The sequence below is a fragment of the Membranihabitans maritimus genome, assembly GCF_021729145.1.
GTDB classification, from domain to species: Bacteria; Bacteroidota; Bacteroidia; order Chitinophagales; family Saprospiraceae; genus Membranihabitans; species Membranihabitans maritimus.
In genome coordinates this window covers 59,484-82,436 of sequence record NZ_JAJSLW010000009.1, presented here as the reverse complement: position 1 = coordinate 82,436, position 22,953 = coordinate 59,484, and the positions used below count along the sequence as shown (strand labels likewise).

Below are 22,953 nucleotides of genomic sequence, written 5' to 3'. Positions count from 1 at the left end.
ATTTGTGACAAAATCTTCAATAAAATCTATTTTCACTAACCATAAATATCCCAGGTTTTTACTTAGGTATCCGGGAGTTATCCATTTGCATTATTGTTTCTTGCAAATACTCTATACAAGATCACGTATATCCAAAAATACCTTACGGAAAGAACTTTTAAAACTATCGGAAGGTGATAATATCCTGGATTTAGGTTGTGGAGAAGGGCAATATATTGTTCCATTTTTACAAAAGTATAAGGGGAATTTTTTTGTAGGAGTAGATATCTCAGATGCTCATATTGATTTTCTTACTGCTTATATTAAAACCCGGTCTGTAAATAATTTTTCGGTACTGAAAATCGACTTAGATAGAGATGCTATTCCTTATACTGAAAAGTTTTACGATTTGATTCAAATGATCGGCACCTTACAGTATTTAAATCAGCCTTTACATTTCCTTACCAAAGTCGGTCAGTTACAATCTCCCGGACAGAAAATTATTATTTATACTCCTCTGCAAAACCGTATTGAACTTCCTTTTTACCGGCTCATCAAGGATAAATTTTCGCACTATGATAACTCTCAAAATACCTACACCCAACTCTCTCACCATAAACTTATTGCCACTCTTCGCTCCAGTGGCTACCACATTATAAAGGAGAAGTTTTGCTACGGAAAGATCGGAAGATATGGATTAGAAATTTACAATACCTTACTTATCTTATTCCTGAATTCGAATTTCATATTTAAATTATTCATATTTTTATTTTTTATCATTTTGGCCCCGATCTTTGTAACTTTACAGGTTTTGGATCAAATGTTTCCACCTAAACAAGGAAATAGTGTATTATTAGTGGCAGAAAAAACATAACCATTGGCAAATAAAAGTCAGAAGAAAACCCCGCTCATGAAACAATATGGGCAGATAAAGGCGAAATATCCGGATGCCATCCTTTTATTTCGGGTAGGCGACTTTTATGAAACTTTCGGTGAAGATGCTATTAAAACGGCCAATATTCTCGGGATTGTTTTAACCAATCGAAATAATGGTGGGTCAAAGATTGAACTTGCCGGATTCCCCCACCATTCTCTAGATCTTTATTTACCAAAACTGATCCGGGCAGGCTTCCGGGTTGCTATTTGCGACCAACTTGAAAAACCCTCAAAGGAGAAAAAAATTGTAAAACGCGGCGTAACTGAATTGGTCACTCCAGGAATTGCTGTAGACGAAAAGTTATTAGAAAACCACACCAATAATTTCCTTGCTTCCATTTACAAGGATAAAGAACTTTTTGGAATTGCCTTCCTTGATATATCTACGGGAGAATTTTATCTGGCAGAAGGAAACCGCTCGCACATTGACAAACTCCTCGAGTCCTTTGCCCCGTCTGAAGTAATTTATTCCAAGGAATTTAAACACGAGATCCATGAATGGCTAGGCGATGAATATTATACGTATGGTATTGACGAATGGGCATATACTTCAGAATACACGCGTAAAAAACTTTTAGATCATTTCAAAACCATTAATTTAAAAGGGTTCGGAGTAGAAGATGCTCTTGTCGGTCAAATTGCAGCCGGTGCTGTAATTCACTATTTAGAGAGTACTCAACATCATGATTCCAGCCATATTTACAAAATTCAAAGAATCCGGGAAGATCATTCCGTCTGGCTTGACCGATTTACCATGCGCAACCTTGAATTGTTGTACAGTAACCACCCTACGGGTATTGCTTTACTGGACGTAATGGATAAATGCAAATCACCGATGGGGTCTCGTCTGATGAAGAAGTGGATTGCTATGCCACTTACGGACAAAATTACTATTGAAAAAAGACTCGATGCCGTCACAGCTCTTCGAGAAAAAGAAAAAGTACGAATAGGGGTAAATGAATATCTAAAATGTCTCGGTGATTTTGAAAGGCTGGCTTCCCGGATTGCATCCTATAAAATAAATCCCCGGGAAGTGAATCAGCTTAAGTCAGCACTGTCTTCTCTGCCGGAAATCATTACACTAATTAAAGACCTTAAGTCTGACTTAATTGAAGGTATCCGTGACCAGATTAATCCTTGTCCTGACCTCGTCCAAAGGATATCAGAACAACTACAGGAGGAAGCTCCTGCCCAGGTCAACAAAGGGAATATAATCGCCACCGGATTCAATAAAGAATTAGATGACCTGCGGTATATTATCGAAAATAACCAGAGCATACTGCTTGAAATTCAGCAAAAAGAAGCTAAAAATACAGGGATAACCAATCTCAAACTCGGATTTAATAACGTATTTGGCTATTATCTAGAGGTTACCAACAAATATAAAAATCAGGGATTGATTCCCGATAACTGGATTAGAAAGCAAACCCTTACCAACTCTGAAAGATACATTACTTCCGAACTAAAAGATATAGAGGATAAGATCCTGGGTGCGGAAGATAAGATCCTGGAATTAGAGGAAAAACTGTACAGAGATTTGGTAGAACACCTTCAGAAATATCTGGAAACAATCCTATCCAATGCCAACCTTATAGCCCAATTAGACTGTCTTATTTCCTTTGCCGAAATAAGTCTGCTAAATCAATATAATCGGCCAGAAATTGAAGAAAATCTTATCATAGATATTAAAGAAGGCAGACATCCGGTCATAGAACACCAGTTACCCGCTGGCGAGAACTATATTGCCAATGATTTATACCTTAACAATGATGACCAACAAATCATTATGATTACCGGACCCAACATGTCCGGGAAGTCAGCTATCTTAAGGCAAACAGCTCTAATCTGCCTTATGGCCCAAATGGGAAGCTATATACCGGCCAAAAGCGCATCTATTGGAATAGTGGATAAAGTTTTCACCAGAGTAGGTGCATCTGACAACCTGTCAAAAGGGGAATCTACATTTATGGTGGAAATGATTGAAGCAGCGAATATTATCAATAACCTGTCAAGTAAGTCCCTGATCCTCCTGGATGAAATCGGCCGGGGGACTAGCACCTATGACGGAATTTCGATTGCATGGGCTATCTCCGAATATTTACATGAAAACAATATAGCAAAGCCCAAAACCTTATTTGCCACTCACTATCATGAATTGAATCAACTCGAGGACATGTATCCCCGAATCAAGAACTACCATGTATCAACCAGGGAAATAAACGATAAAATTATTTTTCTTCGCAAATTAAAACCCGGCGGGAGCGAACATAGTTTTGGTATACACGTTGCACAAATGGCCGGCTTACCGAAAGAAATTATCAACAGGGCACAAGCTATTCTCGGTAAAATGGAAGAGAACCAATTGACAGGTAAGGAATCAAAAAACCCCAAAAACCTATCCTCTATCAAAAAAGCCTCTGCGGATAATTTTCAATTACAAATTTTTGACCTGAAAGATGAATCAGCCATGAGAATCAAAGAATCTTTGGTTCAACTCGATATTAATTCTTTATCTCCTATAGAAAGTCTTTTAAAAATAAAGGAACTTAAAGAAATGATTGACAACTAATGAATTCATCTGTATTTATTTAGGTATTTTTATAGATTGCCAATATTAATACCATGAAAAAGACTAAGATCCATTTATTTCTTTCCATACTTATTGTATCCTATCCGGTTTTTCGATTTTCCACCCTGGCCCAACCTTTAAACTCAAATTGTTACCAACTAAAGTCAAGCCTCAATGCATATTCTTTCCATACACCACTTTCTGAAGGGGAAATGGATCTTTTTGATTTAATTGACTATTGTGCAGAGCAAAAATTTGATGCTGTAGACATTACGGGTTATTATTTCCCGGGTTATCCCGACATACCTTCGGATGAATACATTTATGCGGTAAAAAATCATGCATTTAAAAGAGGCGTTGAAATAAGTGGAACGGGAATACGGACAGATTTCACAATACCGGATTCGAGAAAACGGAAAGAAAATATAGAATTGGTTAACAAATGGACCGATGTAGCAGCCAAATTGGGAGCCCCTGTTCTACGAATATTTGCCGGGCATGAGGTGCCTCCGGAATATTCTAATAAGGAAATAATGAAATGGATGATACCGGACATTAAAGAATGTGTCAACATTGGGAAAGAAAAAGGTATTATTATTGGAATGCAGAACCACAACGGATTTATCAAGAATGCCGATCGAATCATTGAAATTTGCAGAATAATCGATTCTGACTGGTTTGGTATTGTATTAGATATTGGTAGTTACAGACAAGGAGATCCCTACGACCAAATTACACGATCAATACCGTACGCCGTAAATTGGCAACTCAAGGAAAAAATGTACGAAAATGGGAAAGAGGTCAATACCGATATCAAAAAAGTAATTGATATAATACGCGAAAATTGCTACACAGGATATATCCCCATTGAGACCCTTGGCCCCGGTGATCCGCAGAAAAAAGTTCGTATAATGAAAAAAAGGCTTGATTTTGTCTTAAACTAACGTGAGTTCGACAGAGAAAATAAGAGCTCTGAAGGAGCGAAATATACCTAACCCTGGGTGCCAACCCAGGGTGGAAAACAAGTAAAAACATCGTTTCTGGCATTAATTTTGCCCTTTTCGCAAAATTAATGCCAGAAACGATTATTCGTCGAGCTCATGTTAAACTAACATCACAACAGCGCTATACACAAATCCGGGTAAATTTATACTTATTTAAAAAGGATCATATCAATATATAATACAGAGCTATTCACAGAGTAATACAATACTCTTCTAGAAGTTCCTTTCCTCTGCACCCAAAGAACTAAGGAAGTTTCAGCAGCAAAGACACCTTTGTAAACTTCGTGTACTTTGTGCTAAAATTTAATCTTACTTCATTTGTATTCAAAACTAAAATTGGCATCTTCAGTTTCCCCCCACCCAATCACTTTTTGTGGCGTTCCTCTAAAACCTGGTAGATTTCGCTCAGTGGAATTCCTTTTTTTGCCAGCAATACGGAGAAGTGATAAAGAAGATCTGCAGCCTCGCCCTTAAATAATTCCCGGTTATCATCTTTGGCTTCTATCACCAATTCAACGGCTTCCTCTCCCACCTTCTGGGCTATTTTATTGATTCCCCTATCCAAAAGCTTGTTGGTGTAGCTCCCTTCTTTCGGGTTGTTTTTTCTATCGACGACAATGGCTTCCAATTTACCAAGGTTAAATGAACCACCTTCCGGCAAATCGAAACAATTTGCAGTACCAGTGTGACAAACCGGACCAGTGGGTCTGACCTTGATGAGCAATGAATCATGGTCACAATCAAGGTACATAGACTGGAACTTCAAATAATTACCCGATGTCTCCCCCTTTGTCCATAATTCATTTCTCGACCTACTAAAAAACGTAACTAAATTACCCTCCAGTGTTTTATCTACGGAGGATCTATTCATGTAACCCAACATAAGTACATCTTTCGTTTCGGCGTGTTGAACTATGGCAGGAACGAGTCCGTCCATCTTAGCAAAATCGATTTTCTCTATATTTGTTTTAGTTATTTCCTGCATAATTATCTAACGATTACATTATTTGTTTTCAAATACTCTTTTAATTCAGGGACCGGGATTTCACCAAAATGGAAAATCGAAGCAGCCAAAGCCGCATCAGCTGCATTGGCATCAAACAATTCTTTAAAATGAATTTTGGCACCCGCACCTCCGGAGGCTATAAGAGGAATTCTTACTTGTTGGTTCATCTCCAATAATGCTTCTATAGCAAATCCTTTTTTAGTCCCATCGTGATCCATAGAAGTAAATAGAATTTCTCCCACCCCCCTGTTCTCAGCTTCTCTTACCCAGGAATATAATTCTTTCTGCGTAGGCATAGTCCCCCCGGCAGTATGAACTATCCATTCCCCATCAATATTTTTGGCATCTACGGCTAATACAATACATTGCGACCCAAAAGCTTTGGCGGCCTTGTCCAATAAATCAGGATTTCTTACAGCTGCTGAATTAATTCCTACCTTATCGGCACCATTTTCAAGGGCAACAGAAATATCATCCACAGCCCCGATTCCCCCACCAATGGTAAAGGGAATATTAATTTCCTTAGCTACTTTCCGGGCTAACTCTGCGATCGTTTTGCGCTTTTCCTGCGTGGCTGAAATATCTAAAAATACTAATTCATCGGCACCTTGCTCACTGTACTGTTTTCCTAATTCAACAGGATCCCCAGCATCTCGTAAAGATTTGAAATTTACTCCCTTTACCGTCCTTCCGTCTTTTACATCCAGACAAGGTATTATTCTTTTTGCTACCATATTATTTAATATTCAATGTACACATTACGGGGAAACTAAATTTATAAATAAATCTTATAGCTATTCATAAGATATCCAACTTTGCAATTCCTCCAGTGCTATCTTTCCCTCGTAAATAGCTTTACCAATTATCACACCTTCACATCCCATATCTCTAAGCGGTGGCAAATCCCCTATGCCGGAGACTCCACCACTGGCAATTAATCGGACCCGGGGTTCTTGATGGATAATCCGTTGGTACAGTTCTGTTGCAGGTCCTTCCAGCATACCGTCCTTTTCTATATCGGTAGACAATACATAAATCGTTCCCTTTTCCGAATACATCCTGATGGCATCTACCACGTCAATATCCGTCTCTTCCAACCATCCGGTCAATGCAATTTTTCCATACCTCGCATCCGCTCCCAAAACGATTTTTTCACCGCCAAATTCATTCAAGATCTCAAAATATATATCGGGTTTTTTAAAAGCCATACTCCCAATGACAGCTTGTCTCCCCCCACTCTCCAAAATCCTGGCTACATCTTCCCGGCTTCTTACACCACCACCGAAATCCACCTTCAAACTTGTCTGTGATACTATATCTTCGAGTATGGAATAATTTATGATTTCGCCCGCTTTTGCTCCGTCCAGGTCTACGAGGTGAAGATATTCAATACCTGCCGCTTCAAAAGACTTCGCCACCTCAACAGGATTCTCATTATAAATCGTTTTTTTATTGTAATCACCTTTTTGCAAGCGTACACATTTGCCGTCAATAAGATCTATGGCAGGAATAATTCTCAATTCTTATAAATTTATAAAGTTATTCAAAATAATTTCACCTTGCTCTCCGGATTTTTCGGGGTGGAACTGAGTAGCCATAAAATTATCATTACTCAAAACAGAAGTAAATGGGAGACCATAATCTGTTGTTCCAATGGTAGAATCGGAAATTTCAGCATAGTAACTGTGCACAAAATAAAAATATGGTAAATCCTCTAATCCTTTTAATAGTGGATGTTCCGAACAAATCACTGTATTCCATCCCATATGGGGAACTTTCAGCCCATTTTCTTCGGGAAACCTTTTAACATCTATATCGAATATACCCAAACACCCGACATCTCCTTCTTCCGAATGCCGACACATAAGTTGAAGCCCCAGACAAATTCCCAAAAATGGATTTTCAAATTCCGAGATGGCATCCGATATATGAGTTTTCCTTAAATAGTCCATGGTAGTACCCGCTTCTCCAACACCCGGAAAAATCAATTTTTCAGCATTACTTATCTTGTCCGGGTCATTAGTCAGTTCTGGTTCTACCCCCAGCCTCTCCAGAGCAAAAAGTACAGACCTGATATTCCCCGCATTATAATCAATTACAGTAATTTTTTTCATAAACTTCCTTTGGTACTGGCTAAAGTCAAATCATTTACATCTCTTTTCACTGCAGATTTCAAAGCCCTGGCAAAGGATTTGAAAATTGCCTCTATCTTATGGTGTTCGTTTTCTCCTTCTGCAAAAACCTGCAAGTTAACCCCGGCCGTGTCAGAAAACGATTTGAAGAAGTGAGAAAACATTTCAGTCGGCATTTTTCCAACCATTTCTCTTTGGAATTCCGCCTCCCATATAAACCAGGGGCGGCCCCCAAAATCAATTAATACCTGGGCTTTACAATCATCCATTGGTAAGGCAAAACCATACCTGGCCATACCTACCTTACTTCCTATAGCTTTTGTAAAAGCTTCTCCCAGGGCAAGCCCTGTATCTTCGATAGTATGATGCTCATCAATATCCAAATCTCCGTCTACCTGTATTTTCAAATCAATTCCCCCGTGCCTGGCAATTTGATCCAGCATATGGTCAAAAAATCGGATACCTGTATGTATGGTCGCACTTCCCCTTCCATCAAGGTTTAGTTCGATTTGAATCCTTGTTTCATTGGTATTTCGCTGATGTTTCACTTTTCTCGGAATAGCCACCAGGTAATCCCTGATTTCTTTCCAGCTCTGAGCTTTTAACAAAAGTGTGTGTATAATCTCATGATCTTCCAGGCTCCCATCTTCACTTTCATCGGCTGATTTTCCCAATAAGATCCCTTTTGCTCCCAGATTTTTGGCCAAAAGAATATCTGTATAGCGATCCCCTATAACAAAGGAGTTTTCCAGGTCATAATCCCCATTTAAAAAATGCTTCAGCATACCTATCCCAGGCTTACGGGTATCTTTATTCTCAGAGGCAAAGCTGCGATCAATATGTACTTCCCTGAAATTGATTCCCTCATTTTTCAAAGTAGTAACCAATAAGTTTTGAGGCCCCCAAAATGTGGACTCCGGGAAAGAATCAGTCCCCAACCCATCCTGGTTGGTAACCATTACAAGTTCATAGTTCTTTGTAGCCACAATATCCACTAGAGCAGATATGCACCCGGGAACAATTTCAAACTTCTCAAAGGAATCAACCTGATAATCCTCAGGTGGCTCTGTTAATAATACGCCATCCCTGTCAATAAACAATAATTTCTTCTTATTCATATCTGTATATTCAACCCTCGACTAAATTATTGCTTATCGAGAATTTTCATTTCTTTTAAAAATACTTCGTTTTCCCTTTCAGTTCCAATTGTCACTCGCAAACAACCTTCACATAAAGGAACATTACTGCGATCTCTGACGATAACACCCTTTTCCTGCAAAGATTTGAATACATTCCTCGCATCCTTACATTTAATAAGTAAAAAATTAGCTTCTGATGGGTATATTTTTTCTACAATATCCAATTCCTCCAACCTTTCGATTACTCTACCCCTTTCTTGTTTAATCTTACTAATTTCTTTTCTAACGTCATCAATCTTCCTCAATTGATTCAGGACAAAATCTTGTGAATACGAATTGATATTATAAGGCGGTTTTACCGCATTCATAATTTCTATAATCCATTGCTGTGCAAAGGCCATTCCGATTCTCAAACCGGCAAGTCCCCATGCTTTACTAAAAGTCTGTAATATGATAAGATTTTGGCGCTCTGGAACAAAACTTTTCATTGAAACTTCATTCGAAAAATCAATGTAAGCCTCATCAACCACTATCATACCTGGAAACTTGTCTAATAGTTCCAGAATCATTTGAGGATTTAAGGTATTGCCGGAAGGATTATTGGGGCTACACAACCACAAAATTTTGTCACTTTTCTCCTCAACAGCTAAAATCGCATCTACATCCAACTCAAAATCCGGTGTTAAGGATACATTTTTTATTTTCACATTGTTAATATCCGCCGCGACCCTGTACATACCATAACTTGGCTCAATAGAAATCACACTATCTTTTCCCGGTTCACAAAATATGCGAAAAAGAATATCTATGGCTTCATCACTGCCATTCCCCAAAAATATAGATTCCTCTTTTACACCTTTTACCGCACTTATTTTCCTTTTCAACCTGGTTTGCAAGGGATCAGGATAGCGATTATAAATATGGTGATCGTTTGGATTTTCATTTGCATCTAAAAAAATATCCGCATGTCCTGAAAATTCATGACGGGCAGAAGAATAAGGTTTGAGATTTTTGATATTATCTCTTACCAACGATATATATTTATTTTCCATAATACGTAAAATCTAATAGTTAATCCCTTATTCAAAAACCTTCCCTAATCTGATCAATACAGCTCTTTTATGAGCTTCTAACTCCTCTGCTTCTGCCATCGGTGAAATAACCTTTTCCAACCCCTCCAATCCGGACCTGGATATTTCCTGAAAAGTAACTTTCTTTACAAATGAATCCAGGGATACACCTGAATAAGTCCTGGCATATCCATTTGTCGGAAGGGTATGGTTGGTACCGGATGCATAGTCACCGGCACTTTCAGGTGTAAACGGACCTAAAAACACAGATCCTACATTTACTATGTCATTAATTCCCTGACTCAAATTTTTGCGCTGGATAATCAGGTGTTCCGGAGCATATTCGTTAATCACCTCAATAGCATTCTCAGCATTAGCTATTATAATTCTGCTATTTTTCAACACTTCTCTGGCAATCTCCTTTCTCGGCAAAGAACTCAACTGTAGTTCCACTGCTTCCTGGATTTGGGTGGCAAAATGCCTGCTTTCACATACCACCATTACCTGGCTATCAACTCCGTGTTCTGCCTGAGCCAGTAAATCGGAAGCAACGAACGAGGGATTCGCACCATCGTCACACCAAACTAATACTTCAGAAGGACCCGCAGGCATATCAATAGCTATACCTGATCGCTGGACCAACATCTTTGCGCAGGTGACATATTGATTACCGGGGCCAAAAATTTTATCCACCTTAGGTATGGATTCCGTACCAAAGGCCATCCCTGCAATGGCTTGCGCTCCCCCTACGCTGTAAATATTATTAATTCCACAAAGTTCAGCAGCGTATAAAATAGCCGGATTAATCTTTCCACCCTTGTCCGGAGGCGTACACAACACTACCTCTTCACAACCAGCAACCCTGGCAGGAACTCCAAGCATCAATACTGTTGAAACCAGTGGTGCTGTACCTCCGGGAATATATAATCCCACTTTCTCTATCGCACGATCCTCACGCCAGCAAAACACTCCAGGCATAGTTTCAATTTTTTGAGAATCAGATTTTTGTGAATGATGGAAAGTAAAAATATTATTATAAGCTTTTTGAAGTGCTTCTCTGAGTTCTGCTGATACCCTGTTGGTATAATCTTTAACCTCGGATTGCAAATATTTCAATGAATCCAGTTCTACACCATCAAATTTCCGGGTAAAATCGATCAAGGCCTCGTCGCCTTTTTCCCGGACAGTATCCAGGACTTTTTGCACTTTACCTTCTAATTCCAACGCTTCATGGAGGGGCCGTTTAACCAACGCTCCAAGATCCTCTGTACCCGAATACCCTGATATCTTCATTTTACCAATTGATTTGTCGTCAAGAACATTTACAAAACCATTTTTTCGATCGGTACGACCAATAAGCTTTCAGCACCGTTTTCCTTTAACTGGTCAATTACTTCCCAAAAATCATCTTCCGATACAACGGAATGAATGCTGGACCAACCATCCTCTGCCAATGGAAGGATAGAAGGACTTTTCATACCCGGAAGAATATCAATAATAGCGTCTATTTTATCATTCGGGGCGTTTAGCAATATATACTTACTTGTCGATGCCTGGTGGACGGCATTAAGCCTGAACAAAAGCTTTTCCAATAAACTTTGCTTTTCCAGGTCCAACGTGGGATTACTTATCATTACCGCCTCAGACTTCATAATCACTTCCACTTCTTTCAACCCATTACTCAATAAAGTAGAACCGGTACTTACCAGGTCACATATACCCTCGGCCAAACCTATTCCGGGGGCAATTTCCACAGATCCCGAAATCGTATGTATACCAGAATCAATTCCATATTTTTTCAGGTACTTTGATAAAATTACCGGATATGAAGTGGCAATATCTTTACCTGCCAGATCCTGGATACCATCATAATTCATATCTCTCGGGATAGCTATCGAAAGACGGCATTTTGAGAACCCTAAATTCCGCGAAATCACTACATTATTTTGGCCTTCCTCGACAACATTTAATCCCACTATACCTACGTCTGCTATGCCATCCTGAACATATTCAGGAATATCATCATCCCTCAAATAGTAAATATTCGCCGGGAAACCGGAACTTGGAGAAATCAATCCCTTTCCACTTGAACTAAAACGCAGCCCGCAGTCCCTTAGTAACTTTATAGAATCTTCACTCATTCTTCCTTTCTTCTGAATCGCAATGTTTAACATGTTCTTACTAGATTTTTATTATTGTTTTTTACTTAAAGGACTGTCCTGATAATCTGGGTAACAAACAGTAATTCAAGAATTATAAAAAGACTTTTTAATATAACTCAAAAAAAAATGGCTTATCAACACTCTTGTGATAAGCCTATATTAAACTTTTTTAAATACACGTGCTTATCACCTATCCTCAAAGGAAATGATGAGTATGATGATGCAATGTGTAATTAAGATTATTCATAATTTCAGCCCAAATATACAAAGGCACTTTAATTTTCAATAAGATTTATAAAATTTTATTCGTTGACTCCTTTAATTTATTCATTTACTTCTCTTAATATCAGTACAAGCAAAATTCTTTCATCGTTAACAAGTATACATTTTTGATTTGCTGAGGGTCAAAGATTTCCCTTTATCAGGATTGAATTTTATAGGAACTGTATAATTAATTTTACCTTTTTATTAGATATTCCTATCACGGTCAACTTCATCCTCAGATTGAAATGTTGAATAACTCACGTAAGCACCAACCACATGTCAAATTTATCTTTTTAACTCCAATAATATCTCTTATTGCTGGTGGTTGTCGCACTTACCCCGACACATCATCACAGGTAAACATTTAAGAATTGAAACCATTTTATGGCATCCCAACTATGACGTCTCACCGGACAAAGGCTTTCATAAGACTTCTCAAAGACTTAAGAATTACAATTCCCCTTTGTGTACTAAACCTGATTCCTTCTCCAGAAAGGTTGAAAAGGGAAATGCTCTTTTTTCACAAAAAACTAAAACTAAAACAATTGATACGATTACAGGGCCATTCTATTTCTCATACTTATTAGCCTTACAATTCCTTTCGCAATCTTGCCACCGGAATATTGAGCTGTTCTCTGTATTTGGCAATTGTCCTACGGGCAATTTCATACCCTTTTTCCTTTAATTGTTTCCTCAGCTTTTCATCGCTCAGTGGTTTCTTCTTATTCTCGGCATCAATAATATCAGATAGAATCTTTTTAACTTCCAAGGTAGATACTTCCTCGCCTTCACTATTTTGAATGGATTCAGAGAAAAAATCACGCAGTTTTTTGGTCCCAAATTCTGTTTGGACAAATTTACTGTTTGCCACCCGGCTAATTGTAGAAACATCCAGTCCCGTCATTTCAGCGATATCCTTTAATATCATGGGTTTGAGTAGTCGCTGGTCATTGTGCAAAAAATAATCATATTGAAATTGCAATATAGCATACATCGTTCGGTACATTGTATCCCTCCTTTTGGAAATAGCATCTATAAACCATTTGGCGGAATCAATCTTCTGCTTTATAAATAGTGCTGCTTCCTTATCTTTACTTTTTACACTTCCCGACTTTTTACGGTGCTTATATGAAGTGAGCATAGCTCTGTATTGATCACTGATCCTCAAGTCAGGAGCATTCCTAGAATTGAGAGACAATTCCAATTCTCCGTTATTATTAGTGATTATAAAATCGGGAATTATATAATGTGTCCCCTGCTTTCGGTCCGGAGCATACCCACTTGCCGGTTTCGGATTCAATTTCAATATTTCTTCAAAGGCATCCTTTAATTCCTCTTCCGTAATGTCAAGGGCGTTTATCAGCTTTGAAAAATGTTTTTTTGAAAATTTGTCAAAATGTTTATTCAAAATTTTAAATGCAATTTTCATACTTACATTTCCCGGATCTCTCTTAATCCTTCGACGCAATTGAATTTCCAAACACTCCTGAAGGTCCCTCGCAGCTATCCCCGGGGGATCAAAGCTTTGAATTTTTTCCAGCACCTTTTCGATCTTTTCCGAGGACGTCACTATATTCTGGGTAAACATGAGATCATCAACCAGCGCATCCGGATCACGTCTTAGATACCCATCCTGGTCAATACTCCCTAAAATTTGCAATGCGATAGAGTACTCTTCCGGATCAGACAGCGAAATCATACCCAATTGTTTTTCCAGGTGATCATGCAGGCTGGAAACCACTTCCAGTGGTCTGTGGTTTTCTTCTTCCGAATCCTGTGATTTATTTTGATTCCTGTAAATAGTCGGATCGTCTTCCTCGTATTGATTTAAATATTCATCTACTTCAAAATCTCCGTCGTCGTTATTTTCCTTTCCTTCCAGTTCATCATTTTCATCGTATTCCCTTTCTTCGATTGTCGTCACTCCCTCTTCTAGTGCGGGGTTACTTTCCAATTCCTCTTTGATTCTTTGTTCAAGGGCCACAGTAGGAATTTGCAACAATTTCATCAGCTGAATTTGTTGGGGAGAAAGCTTTTGCGACATTTTTTGACTCAAGCTCTGCCTTAACATAGGTTGTATAATTTGTTATTGCAATAATATCAAAAAAAATACATATTATGAATTTTTATAATATTATATTTTCATTGATTTATTCACAATTCAATTTGCGCATTACATTATAATGTACTTATTTTGCAGAAAATTGTTTAAAAATTATGGATCACATAAAAAATCAGGGAAAGAAAGGTAGGTTTGTAATGTGGATAATTATTGTATTTATCCTTCTGGTTCTTTTATTCACCTGGATATATAAAATGAATATGCACGATGTACCGGCATAAGGCGTTAAATTATCTTTTCTTAAATTGAAAAGATAATTCACCATTCGGTTCTGAAACGTGATATTTAAAGTTTTTACGGGTTAATTTTGAAATAAACCCATAAAAACCAAAGGCGTCCTGGTATATAGGATCGTAAAAGTGCATTTCAATATAGAATTCCACCTCTGAATCATTATCACCAAAGTCATAATTTTTCTCCGCTACTACTGACCAATTCCCCACAAATTCGGTACCGATGTCTGCATCGTAATAAACCACCCGGTAATCCGGTAAAAACTCAAATTCATCACCAAGGTAATCATCTGAAATATTATCCCTGAACCAGGCTCCATGTTCTTTAAAGGTAACTTTTTCAACAGACCATAATCCGATCAATTTATCTTCCTTTTTATCAACGAAAAAATCGACACTACAAGAAGAAAACAATAGAACCAAAAATAAAATTGTAAAATTCAACCTCATACCAACTTTTATTACAAATTAAAAACTAAATTAAAACTTACTACCATATTAAATCTATTTATCAAATTTTTAACCGGAACAACCTGATTCGATCCAATTTCTAATTTTTCTTAACAGAATTTAATTGTCAAACATATATCGATAATAACTATTTGTTAATCGATTTTTATAATAAAGTTATGATCCGGAAAATATCTTTATTGCATCGAACAATAATACACTATCATATATTCATAGAATTGAGAGATAGGTGAGATCTATTGAAATCATAAAATCAGTTGAATTGAGGTCAAGTTTTTGGAGTACAACGTGGGTTAATATTGCACTAGTTTTTATACCAGGGTTTATTTGGAGCCAACACTCAAATTTATTCGAAGCATCTATATTAGACAAAAGCACTGGGGAACCACTGGAGTCTGTTACCATTTTTATCCCCTCCAGCGGGACGGGTACAGTTACAGACAGTACCGGATTCTTTTCTTTAAAATTAACGAATGATTGGCCGATTGAAATTAATCTATCATATATTGGGTATGATTCAAAAACGCTCCTTCTCAATAAAGAAAACTATCAAAAAATAGAAACTATTTACCTCCAATCAAGTAATCTTGAGTTGGAGGAAGTCGTCATAGGAGCTAATTCTGTACGGGAAAAATTCAGGAGCACGAATACAAGTGTAGAAACAATAGATGCCAAACAAGCACGGGTATTGCCGGCGTTGTTCGGAGAAGTGGATATAATCAAGACGATCCAATTGAAACCTGGCATAGCTTCCGGATCCGAAGGGAGTTCAGGACTTTTCGTCCGTGGGGGAAATGGAGATCAAAATCTTATTTTATTGGACGGTGTGAATATTTATAATCCCAGCCACCTCTTTGGTTTCTTTAGTACGTTTAATAATGACGCTCTCAGTACAGTAGATGTTTATAAAGGTGGATTTCCGGCCCAATACGGAGGTAGGTTATCATCAGTAATTGATATAAAAACCAAAGACCTTCAAAAGGATTCAATCTCCGGTTCTGGAGGTCTTGGACTAATTAGTTCGAGATTGACCATAGATGGCCCCCTATTCGAAAATACCAGCTTCCTTGTATCTGGAAGAAGAACCTATGTTGATATTTTTACCGAATTAGCTAATAAAATTAATGAAAATAATGAGAACTTCTCTCCGATACCCCGATATAGATTTTATGATTTAAATGGAAAAATCACCTCCCGAATAGGGAAAAAAGACCGAATTACTTTCAGTGGATATACCGGCGCCGATGTTTTTAGTTTCAACAATGATTTATTTAATATGGATTTTAATTGGGGAAACAATGCGGGCTCTTTGCATTGGAATCATTCATTTTCCAATACACTATTCTCAGATGTAGCTGTTACATATACAGATTATGAATACACCATTGCCAATGCTTTGGATGGGTTTGATTTCAATTTAAGTTCACAAATAAAGGACCTGGGAATGAAATGGGACCTTTTTTATGAATGGAACAATCAATTGTGGCGAGGGGGTATTCAAGCTATTCACCACAGATTTAAACTGGGAAGATTCAAGTTTGGCAGTACGGACGATGATATCAACTTTTCAGCAGGATCCGAACCCGAAGGAACTGAAATAGCAGCTTTCCTGGGAAATAAATTTTCACTTCTTCCCATATTGAGTATGGACATTGGAATAAGATATTCGGGATTCATTCATAGCGAAAAGTTTTATCAAAATATCGAACCTAGAATAGCTGCTAATGTAGAAGTTACAGACCGTTTTAACATTAAAGCTTCTTACGCACAGATGAATCAATATGTTCACCTGGTATCAAATAATGGATTGTCCCTTCCTACTGACCTATGGTATCCTTCCACTGACAATGTAAAACCCCAAAAATCAGAACAAACCGTCCTGGGTTTTAATCTTTTACTCGATAAATCCCTACTTCTTACCAATGAATACTATTATAAAAAACTATACAACCAAATTGAATTAAAGGATCACGCACAGATCTTTGTCAATGACCAAATAGAAGAAGAATTCACCTTCGGTGACGGATATGCCTATGGCACAGAAATAGGACTTGAAAAAACGGCAGGGAAATGGACTGGGTGGATCGGATATACCCTGGCATGGGTCCGCAGGGGAAATTTTAAAGATATACAGGAAGGAGATTATTTCCCTCCCAAGTATGACCGCAGACATGACCTCAGCATAGTATCAACCTGGAAGATAAATGATAAATGGAATATATCTACTACATTTGTTTATGGATCGGGAGACAAATCCTGGCTACCGGCTGGTAGATTCTTTTTACAGGGGGTCGATGGCAGTGGATCGTTTCCGGCAGTACCTATTTATACAGATAGAAATACAACCTCAGTTCCCAATTATCACAGAATGGACCTTTCAATAGAACGTTCCTTTAAAGCGAAATGGGGTAAACATAGCCTCAACCTCAGCATATATAATTTATATAATAGAAGAAACCCTTACTTCTTGTATCTGGACACTGAATTGAAAAGTTTATCCAGTACCTCGGACGATAATTTAAATGTTCCGGTAAGCGTATCTGCTAAACAAGTTTCATTATTTCCTATAATTCCAAGTCTTAGTTGGAATTTTAATTTTTGAAAATGAAAAAATTATTTTTATTTATTATCATAACACATTTTTTCTTCTCTTGTAATCTTGAGAAAGAGATTGAAATAGAAATACCAGAATTCGAACAGGGATACGTTGTTGAATCATATATCCAACCCGCCCATGAATTTGCGATGCTTATAACCAAAAGTTCAAATTTTTTCGAAACTTTTGATTCAAATAACCTTTCTCTTGAAAACTTTAGAGAAATTTTATCAGATAATGTATCGGGAAATATCAAAATTAATAATCAAAGGTATCCCCTGTACAACGAACTGAAATTTATTCCGTCCAAAGAATTAATATACAATTATACCATCCGCGAAAAAGTCCAGTTCCAGGAAGGGGATATAATAGAACTTGAACTGGATTTTCCAACGGGTGAATCAGTATTTTCATCAACTATTATCCCGCAAAGAGTTGACATTGATAGCGTAGAGTTAATTTATAATGATGAGGGAGTTGCGAGAGAACTAACCTACATTTCCACAGACTCAACTATTACCCAATATTTTAGAAGACAAGTGGTAAAGAACAATACCGACAGTTCTTTTGTATTCCAGGATTTTACATTGGACAACAAAACTTCCGACAATGGAAAATTAGTTTTTGGTTCGGGATACGATTATTACCCCAACGATACCCTAATTAGTAGATTTTACCACATAAACAAAGAATACTTTGACTTTCTAAACAGTGTAAACGGAAGTGTAAGTGCCAATACCAATCCTTTTGGCCAACCCGGTAGAATTTACTCTAATATTACAGGGTCCAGTAAAGTAATCGGCATTTTTACAGGCATAAATAGATCTGAAATTGAAAAAATAATAGAGGAATAATTAATTCCGCATCATAAAAAACCCATGAATAATCCGGGTTAAACAACTAGTCCCTAATCCATTATCTGCGCAATTATCAAAAAATTGTTATCATCTTCTCCGATCTTATCCAATTCCTTTTCGATGATTGGAAACGATTCACAATTCCCCAATAATTTTTTTAAGCAAGGAATCTTATAATAATCCCCTTCCAAAATTACCTTGTTCCCATACGTTGAAAGTGGCCTAATGCACCTTACTTCCCGCGGATTCATATAAGTTGTACTTTTTCCCTTTGATTTATGGTAATAGCTAAGGTATCCGGCGCCATCATATAAATACCTCAAATAAATACGTTCCTTATCCTCCAGATAAACAATATCAAAAACATATTTTTCATTTGAATTGGACATTACGTCACCGATTTTTGAAGCGATAGAAGCCCCAAAGTCCAACGTGTAAATGGGCTGTAATTTCATCCCTTCCACCCTGAAAATTGAATCCGACCAGGGCTTGTAATACCCCACCGTATCCTCAAGAGTATTAAAAAAATGGTAAAAGCTACCAAAAATACCGGATGAACGTTTTTCAAATGGTATATACGAAGCCAGTAATTCCATATCCTTTGAATAAATATGAAAATTCCGAAATGACTGATCCTTTTCCTCACTGACCATATTAGCAGCATCTACTATATAAGTATAGTCGTCACCCGGACCTCCCAATTTTCCCAACTTGAAAAACCTCATCCCGAAATCTACGGGAAATTCCTTAATAAGTTCACCATCAAAAGAATAATGGATTATTTTCCGGTTGGCCACATCAGAAACGACAATTTCTTCTTTATCGGATAAAATATCAAAATTACCCATATGCCCATATTCCCCCCGGTCCGTCCCCCGTAGCATCTAGCCGTCCCAATCCCTTTCCTGTACGGTCAAAAATAAATATTATATCCCCGTTATGCGGTCGTACAAAAAACCGGTTATTCCTGAAATATACTTTGGCGATATCCCCCAACATATAATTATCATTACTTTCCAATGGAATAATCTTGACATTGGAGAAGTTAATCTCTGTGTATGGCAGGGCCTTGTTCAAAGGCATATGGATCATCTTTGGCTCCTGAGAATTGATTTGCCCATTAACAATATTTTCCTGATTGCAGGAAATCGTATTTAACACAACAAGGGAAAACAGGACCAAGGAGTATTTCATTGAACGGATTATGTATATATAGATATATTACTTTCTGTTTAGGTAAGTTACTAATTTATGGTTGTATTACAGCTAGAACTCCACTTCTAATTCTCGACTACATGATTCTTTTACAAGATTAGTAATAAGTCACACCAAATTTGAATTGAAATTCACAAATTGTTAAAATTGTTATTTAAATCTAAAAATTATTAAATTTATAATTATAGGACAGGATAAATTACTCTTTGGAATTAGCTCACTTAATTGAAAAAAGATTGTATTATGATCAACTCTATTGGTATACGCAATGCATTCTCGACATTATTATTCACCGCAATATTATCGGGGATGTATGCCCAGGAAATTTCATGGGCTATTCAAGGTAAAATAACGGATACAGAAGGTACTCCATTAATAGGTGCTACAGCACAAATTGAAAATCACCCATACGGGAATTCTACGGATATAGATGGATCATATAGTCTGGAGGGCTCCCTTCCTGAAGGGACTTACAACCTGGTGTTTTCTTACATTGGGTACAGCACGAAAACCAGAAGTATTACTATCACTTCCGAAAATAATTCTTTTAGCGAAGATGCCCAATTGTCTGAAGATTTTTTAAAAATGGACGAAGTGGTTATAACCGGTACTTCCGGAGCTACTGCGAAGAAGAATTTGGGAAATGCCGTTTCTACGGTTGCCGCTGAAGAACTTGAAAAAACCGGAGCTACAGGGATAGACCAGGCATTATCAGGAAAATTACCTGGTGCCCTGGTTAATCAAAATTCGGGAAACCCTGCCGGTGGTATTAGTATAACGCTCCGTGGTAACAGTACCGTATTGGGCAGCTCGGACCCTCTATATATAATTGATGGTGTTATAGTAGATAATAGTTCCCTGGAATTACTGGATCTCGGTGGATACACACAAAATCGACTGGTCGATCTTAACCCGGCTGATATTGAAAACATAGAAATTATAAAAGGAGCCGCAGCGGCAGCTATATACGGTTCCCGTGCCAGTAATGGGGTTGTTCAAATATTTACCAAAAGAGGACAAACAGGAGCTCCTACGATAAATTTCAAAACTTCTTTCCAGGTTAACCAACTCAGAAAAGCCATTAAAGAGAATATGGAGTCAATGGCATTCGAAGAACCGGGTAATAGCAACAATCCCAACCTGATCCCTACGGAGAGATACAATATGCAGGATTTGATTTTCCGAACCGGTGTAGGGACCAATAACAACATCTCCGTATCGGGAGGCAGCGGGAATACCAGGTATTATGCCTCCGCGTCTGCGCTATATAATGAAGGGATCATAGATAATTCTGACTTTACGAGGTATACTTCTCGACTTTCACTCGACCAGGTCCTCAACAGCTGGCTATCCCTGAGTTTGGGCTTAGGTTACACGCATAATAATAGTTCGGAAGTACCCAACGGTGGTTTGAGCGAAGTTTACGGAGCCCTTACCGGCTTCAATTTCAACAATAATAATTATGATCCCAGGCCGGATGCCGATGGAAATTATACCTCACCGGCCGGATTTGTCCCTAATCCTCTGGAAGTAATTAATACCTTTGATTTCGCTCAGAAAACCAATCGCTTTCAGGGGAATGTCCAGCTTAAAGCTACTCCCTTTACAGGATTTAGCACAGAGCTGATCCTGGGGCTTGACCAATATACCCAAACCGGAGACGGATATATCCCCGTTCGTTCTACCGTCAAACCCACAGGATGGATACGATCTGCCATAGCCAATAAGCAATTGCTTAACGCAGACCTGAATTTGAGGTATGTATTTAACCCCACTGGTAACCTTAATTCCATAAGCCAAATGGGCTTTACTTTGCAAACGGACGACCTCCGGACGTTGATTATGACAGCTGATAAACTCTCGCCGGTAGTCAATACCACAGACGCGGGAACAGTTATCAGCAGAGGTGATAATTATTCCAAAAGAAATATCCAGGGAGCTTTTGTTCAACAAACCTTTGGCTATGATGAAAAGTTTTTTGTCACCGGGGCCATTCGCGTTGATGCAGCCTCTACTTTTGGAATCGATGAAAGGACACAGGTTTACCCCAAGGCATCATTGTCTTATCTTATCTCTGAAGACCTCAATCTTACAAATAGTCCTATAAGTAGTTTGAAGTTGAGAGCATCTTATGGTGAATCCGGAAACCTAACCGCGCTTTCAGCTTATGAACGCCTTTCAAATTACTCTCCTATGCCCATAAATGGACAAACAGGCCTCGTGCCATCGGCAAGGTTGGGGAATTCCACACTAAAACCCGAAAGGCAGCGGGAATTAGAATTTGGAATAGATGCGGGTTTCTTTAACAACAGATTGGGATTAGAGTTTTCCTATTATGACGTTGATGTTACGGATCTATTATTACTTAGAACCCTGGCTCCAAGCACAGGATTCGAAACACGTTTGGAAAACGTAGGAAATATGACTAATAAAGGAGTAGAATTGTTAATTCGCAGTCAACCCGTAAAAACCGGTGATTTTGAATGGACAAACTCTATAACTTTTTCATCCAACAGGAACAAAGTAGACGGAATCGAAGGAGGTCAAATCGCCCTTCCTAAAAGTTTTGGTGTTTCCGTAGCCAGGAACGGGGAACCCCTCGGAGTTCTGGACGGTTTTTATTATGCACGCAATGAAAACGGAGAGATTCTTTTAGATGACGATGGTTTGCCCACCCGTGCGGTTGATGAAAACGGGAATATTGACCGTAAAACCATAGGTGATCCCAATCCGGCTTGGACCGGTTCATTTATCAACAATCTCTCCTATCAAAATTGGTCGTTCCGTTTTCAACTGGATGCTGTTCAGGGTTTTGATGTATTCAACTTTACGGACCGCGTAAACAGTCACCCCAACTTTGGTGGTGGTTTCAGGGATGCGCAGGAAGTTAGAGGAGAATTGCCCCGAGGATACAACTTAGTGGCGTATAATATTTGGGACCGGTACATCGAGGACGGTTCCTTCGTCAAAATTAGGGAATTATCGTTGAGTTACTCCATCACACCCAAATCAGCGTTGTCCAGGCTTACGTTTTCCCTGATAGGAAGGAATATAGCCTCGTTTGACAGTTATTCGGGTTGGGATCCGGAAACCAGTGCTTCCGGTCAAACCAATGGTGTCCGGGGATTTGATTTTAATGAAGTACCCATTCCCAGGTCTTTTATTTTTTCCATAAACGCAAAATTCTAAAAATGACAG

19 protein-coding genes are annotated in these 22,953 nt (G+C 38.2%); 7 read left to right on the top strand and 12 right to left on the bottom strand.

The window, feature by feature from the left end; all coding sequences use genetic code 11:
- The first annotated feature begins 100 nt into the window (after positions 1-100).
- From LVD47_RS12245 to LVD47_RS12235, 3 genes are read left to right on the top strand one after another with little or no spacing between them, the layout of a single operon-like run.
- Positions 101-853 carry a class I SAM-dependent methyltransferase gene (locus LVD47_RS12245; RefSeq protein ID WP_236976357.1) on the top strand — a complete coding sequence of 251 codons (753 nt, stop codon included), beginning with the start codon at positions 101-103 and terminating at the stop codon, positions 851-853.
- 36 nt (positions 854-889) lie between these two features.
- Complete coding sequence (gene mutS / locus LVD47_RS12240) at positions 890-3,484, top strand: DNA mismatch repair protein MutS (protein WP_236976355.1); 2,595 nt, start codon at positions 890-892, stop codon at positions 3,482-3,484.
- A gap of 53 nt (positions 3,485-3,537) precedes the next feature.
- The gene (locus LVD47_RS12235) at positions 3,538-4,428 is read left to right on the top strand and encodes a sugar phosphate isomerase/epimerase family protein (RefSeq protein WP_236976353.1); all 891 of its coding nucleotides are present in this window, start codon (positions 3,538-3,540) and stop codon (positions 4,426-4,428) included.
- 424 nt (positions 4,429-4,852) lie between these two features.
- Here the strand turns inward: LVD47_RS12235 and hisIE are convergent, their stop codons facing one another.
- The 9 genes from hisIE to rpoN all read right to left on the bottom strand — a co-directional run bounded on the left by hisIE (position 4,853) and on the right by rpoN (position 14,332).
- Entirely contained in the window at positions 4,853-5,473 is a 621-nt protein-coding gene (hisIE, locus tag LVD47_RS12230; protein WP_236976351.1) for a bifunctional phosphoribosyl-AMP cyclohydrolase/phosphoribosyl-ATP diphosphatase HisIE, read from the bottom strand.
- Between the two features lie 2 nt (positions 5,474-5,475).
- Positions 5,476-6,228, bottom strand: a complete 753-nt coding sequence (hisF, locus tag LVD47_RS12225) for an imidazole glycerol phosphate synthase subunit HisF (RefSeq protein WP_236976342.1) — start codon at positions 6,226-6,228, stop codon at positions 5,476-5,478.
- Positions 6,229-6,288: 60 nt separating this feature from the next.
- Positions 6,289-7,014, bottom strand: coding sequence for a 1-(5-phosphoribosyl)-5-[(5-phosphoribosylamino)methylideneamino]imidazole-4-carboxamide isomerase (gene hisA / locus LVD47_RS12220; RefSeq protein ID WP_236976341.1), 726 nt, complete (start codon positions 7,012-7,014; stop codon positions 6,289-6,291).
- A gap of 3 nt (positions 7,015-7,017) precedes the next feature.
- Positions 7,018-7,608 carry an imidazole glycerol phosphate synthase subunit HisH gene (gene hisH / locus LVD47_RS12215; RefSeq protein WP_236976340.1) on the bottom strand — a complete coding sequence of 197 codons (591 nt, stop codon included), beginning with the start codon at positions 7,606-7,608 and terminating at the stop codon, positions 7,018-7,020.
- Positions 7,605-8,744 carry a bifunctional histidinol-phosphatase/imidazoleglycerol-phosphate dehydratase HisB gene (gene hisB, locus LVD47_RS12210; protein ID WP_236976338.1) on the bottom strand — a complete coding sequence of 380 codons (1,140 nt, stop codon included), beginning with the start codon at positions 8,742-8,744 and terminating at the stop codon, positions 7,605-7,607. Before hisB ends, hisH begins: the two co-directional genes overlap by 4 nt.
- Before the next feature lie 26 nt (positions 8,745-8,770).
- Entirely contained in the window at positions 8,771-9,817 is a 1,047-nt protein-coding gene (gene hisC / locus LVD47_RS12205) for a histidinol-phosphate transaminase (RefSeq protein ID WP_236976331.1), read from the bottom strand.
- A 27-nt stretch (positions 9,818-9,844) separates the two neighbouring features.
- Positions 9,845-11,128, bottom strand: coding sequence for a histidinol dehydrogenase (hisD, locus tag LVD47_RS12200; RefSeq protein ID WP_236976325.1), 1,284 nt, complete (start codon positions 11,126-11,128; stop codon positions 9,845-9,847).
- Positions 11,129-11,157: 29 nt separating this feature from the next.
- Positions 11,158-12,009, bottom strand: a complete 852-nt coding sequence (gene hisG, locus LVD47_RS12195; RefSeq protein WP_236976320.1) for an ATP phosphoribosyltransferase — start codon at positions 12,007-12,009, stop codon at positions 11,158-11,160.
- A gap of 841 nt (positions 12,010-12,850) precedes the next feature.
- Positions 12,851-14,332: an RNA polymerase factor sigma-54 gene (rpoN, locus tag LVD47_RS12190; protein ID WP_255785125.1), complete on the bottom strand. Its 1,482-nt coding sequence runs from the start codon at positions 14,330-14,332 to the stop codon at positions 12,851-12,853.
- A gap of 146 nt (positions 14,333-14,478) precedes the next feature.
- Between rpoN and LVD47_RS23730 the strand changes: the two genes are divergently transcribed.
- Positions 14,479-14,604, top strand: coding sequence for a hypothetical protein (locus LVD47_RS23730; RefSeq protein WP_255785124.1), 126 nt, complete (start codon positions 14,479-14,481; stop codon positions 14,602-14,604).
- Positions 14,605-14,613: 9 nt separating this feature from the next.
- Here LVD47_RS23730 and LVD47_RS12185 read toward each other — a convergent pair whose 3' ends face one another.
- Positions 14,614-15,066: a hypothetical protein gene (locus LVD47_RS12185; RefSeq protein ID WP_236976316.1), complete on the bottom strand. Its 453-nt coding sequence runs from the start codon at positions 15,064-15,066 to the stop codon at positions 14,614-14,616.
- 283 nt (positions 15,067-15,349) lie between these two features.
- Between LVD47_RS12185 and LVD47_RS12180 the strand changes: the two genes are divergently transcribed.
- A complete protein-coding gene (locus tag LVD47_RS12180; RefSeq protein WP_236976314.1) occupies positions 15,350-17,689 on the top strand; it encodes a TonB-dependent receptor in 2,340 nt (779 codons plus the stop codon).
- A gap of 2 nt (positions 17,690-17,691) precedes the next feature.
- Entirely contained in the window at positions 17,692-18,537 is an 846-nt protein-coding gene (locus LVD47_RS12175) for a DUF4249 family protein (RefSeq protein ID WP_236976311.1), read from the top strand.
- 53 nt (positions 18,538-18,590) lie between these two features.
- On the opposite strand, the gene LVD47_RS12170 is transcribed toward LVD47_RS12175, so the two are convergent.
- Entirely contained in the window at positions 18,591-19,388 is a 798-nt protein-coding gene (locus LVD47_RS12170) for a DUF4934 domain-containing protein (protein ID WP_255785123.1), read from the bottom strand.
- Complete coding sequence (locus LVD47_RS23725) at positions 19,381-19,734, bottom strand: 6-bladed beta-propeller (RefSeq protein ID WP_255785122.1); 354 nt, start codon at positions 19,732-19,734, stop codon at positions 19,381-19,383. Before LVD47_RS23725 ends, LVD47_RS12170 begins: the two co-directional genes overlap by 8 nt.
- A 264-nt stretch (positions 19,735-19,998) precedes the next feature.
- Here LVD47_RS23725 and LVD47_RS12165 point away from each other — a divergent pair, with 264 nt between their 5' ends.
- Positions 19,999-22,944 (top strand): SusC/RagA family TonB-linked outer membrane protein, encoded by a 2,946-nt coding sequence (locus tag LVD47_RS12165; protein ID WP_236976309.1) that lies wholly within the window; start codon positions 19,999-20,001, stop codon positions 22,942-22,944.
- Positions 22,945-22,953 lie beyond the last annotated feature (9 nt).

Bases quoted from the DNA above. Each gene is read 5' to 3' on its own strand.
- hisH (WP_236976340.1), bottom strand. From the start codon at position 7,608: ATGAAAAAAATTACTGTAATTGATTATAATGCGGGGAATATCAGGTCT.
- hisF (WP_236976342.1), bottom strand. From the start codon at position 6,228: ATGGTAGCAAAAAGAATAATACCTTGTCTGGATGTAAAAGACGGAAGG.
- LVD47_RS23730 (WP_255785124.1), top strand. From the start codon at position 14,479: ATGGATCACATAAAAAATCAGGGAAAGAAAGGTAGGTTTGTAATGTGG.
- hisB (WP_236976338.1), bottom strand. From the start codon at position 8,744: ATGAATAAGAAGAAATTATTGTTTATTGACAGGGATGGCGTATTATTA.
- LVD47_RS12175 (WP_236976311.1), top strand. From the start codon at position 17,692: ATGAAAAAATTATTTTTATTTATTATCATAACACATTTTTTCTTCTCT.
- LVD47_RS12185 (WP_236976316.1), bottom strand. From the start codon at position 15,066: ATGAGGTTGAATTTTACAATTTTATTTTTGGTTCTATTGTTTTCTTCT.
- LVD47_RS12170 (WP_255785123.1), bottom strand. From the start codon at position 19,388: ATGGGTAATTTTGATATTTTATCCGATAAAGAAGAAATTGTCGTTTCT.
- rpoN (WP_255785125.1), bottom strand. From the start codon at position 14,332: ATGTTAAGGCAGAGCTTGAGTCAAAAAATGTCGCAAAAGCTTTCTCCC.
- mutS (WP_236976355.1), top strand. From the start codon at position 890: ATGAAACAATATGGGCAGATAAAGGCGAAATATCCGGATGCCATCCTT.
- hisD (WP_236976325.1), bottom strand. From the start codon at position 11,128: ATGAAGATATCAGGGTATTCGGGTACAGAGGATCTTGGAGCGTTGGTT.
- LVD47_RS12235 (WP_236976353.1), top strand. From the start codon at position 3,538: ATGAAAAAGACTAAGATCCATTTATTTCTTTCCATACTTATTGTATCC.
- LVD47_RS23725 (WP_255785122.1), bottom strand. From the start codon at position 19,734: ATGAAATACTCCTTGGTCCTGTTTTCCCTTGTTGTGTTAAATACGATT.
- hisIE (WP_236976351.1), bottom strand. From the start codon at position 5,473: ATGCAGGAAATAACTAAAACAAATATAGAGAAAATCGATTTTGCTAAG.
- LVD47_RS12165 (WP_236976309.1), top strand. From the start codon at position 19,999: ATGATCAACTCTATTGGTATACGCAATGCATTCTCGACATTATTATTC.
- hisG (WP_236976320.1), bottom strand. From the start codon at position 12,009: ATGTTAAACATTGCGATTCAGAAGAAAGGAAGAATGAGTGAAGATTCT.
- hisC (WP_236976331.1), bottom strand. From the start codon at position 9,817: ATGGAAAATAAATATATATCGTTGGTAAGAGATAATATCAAAAATCTC.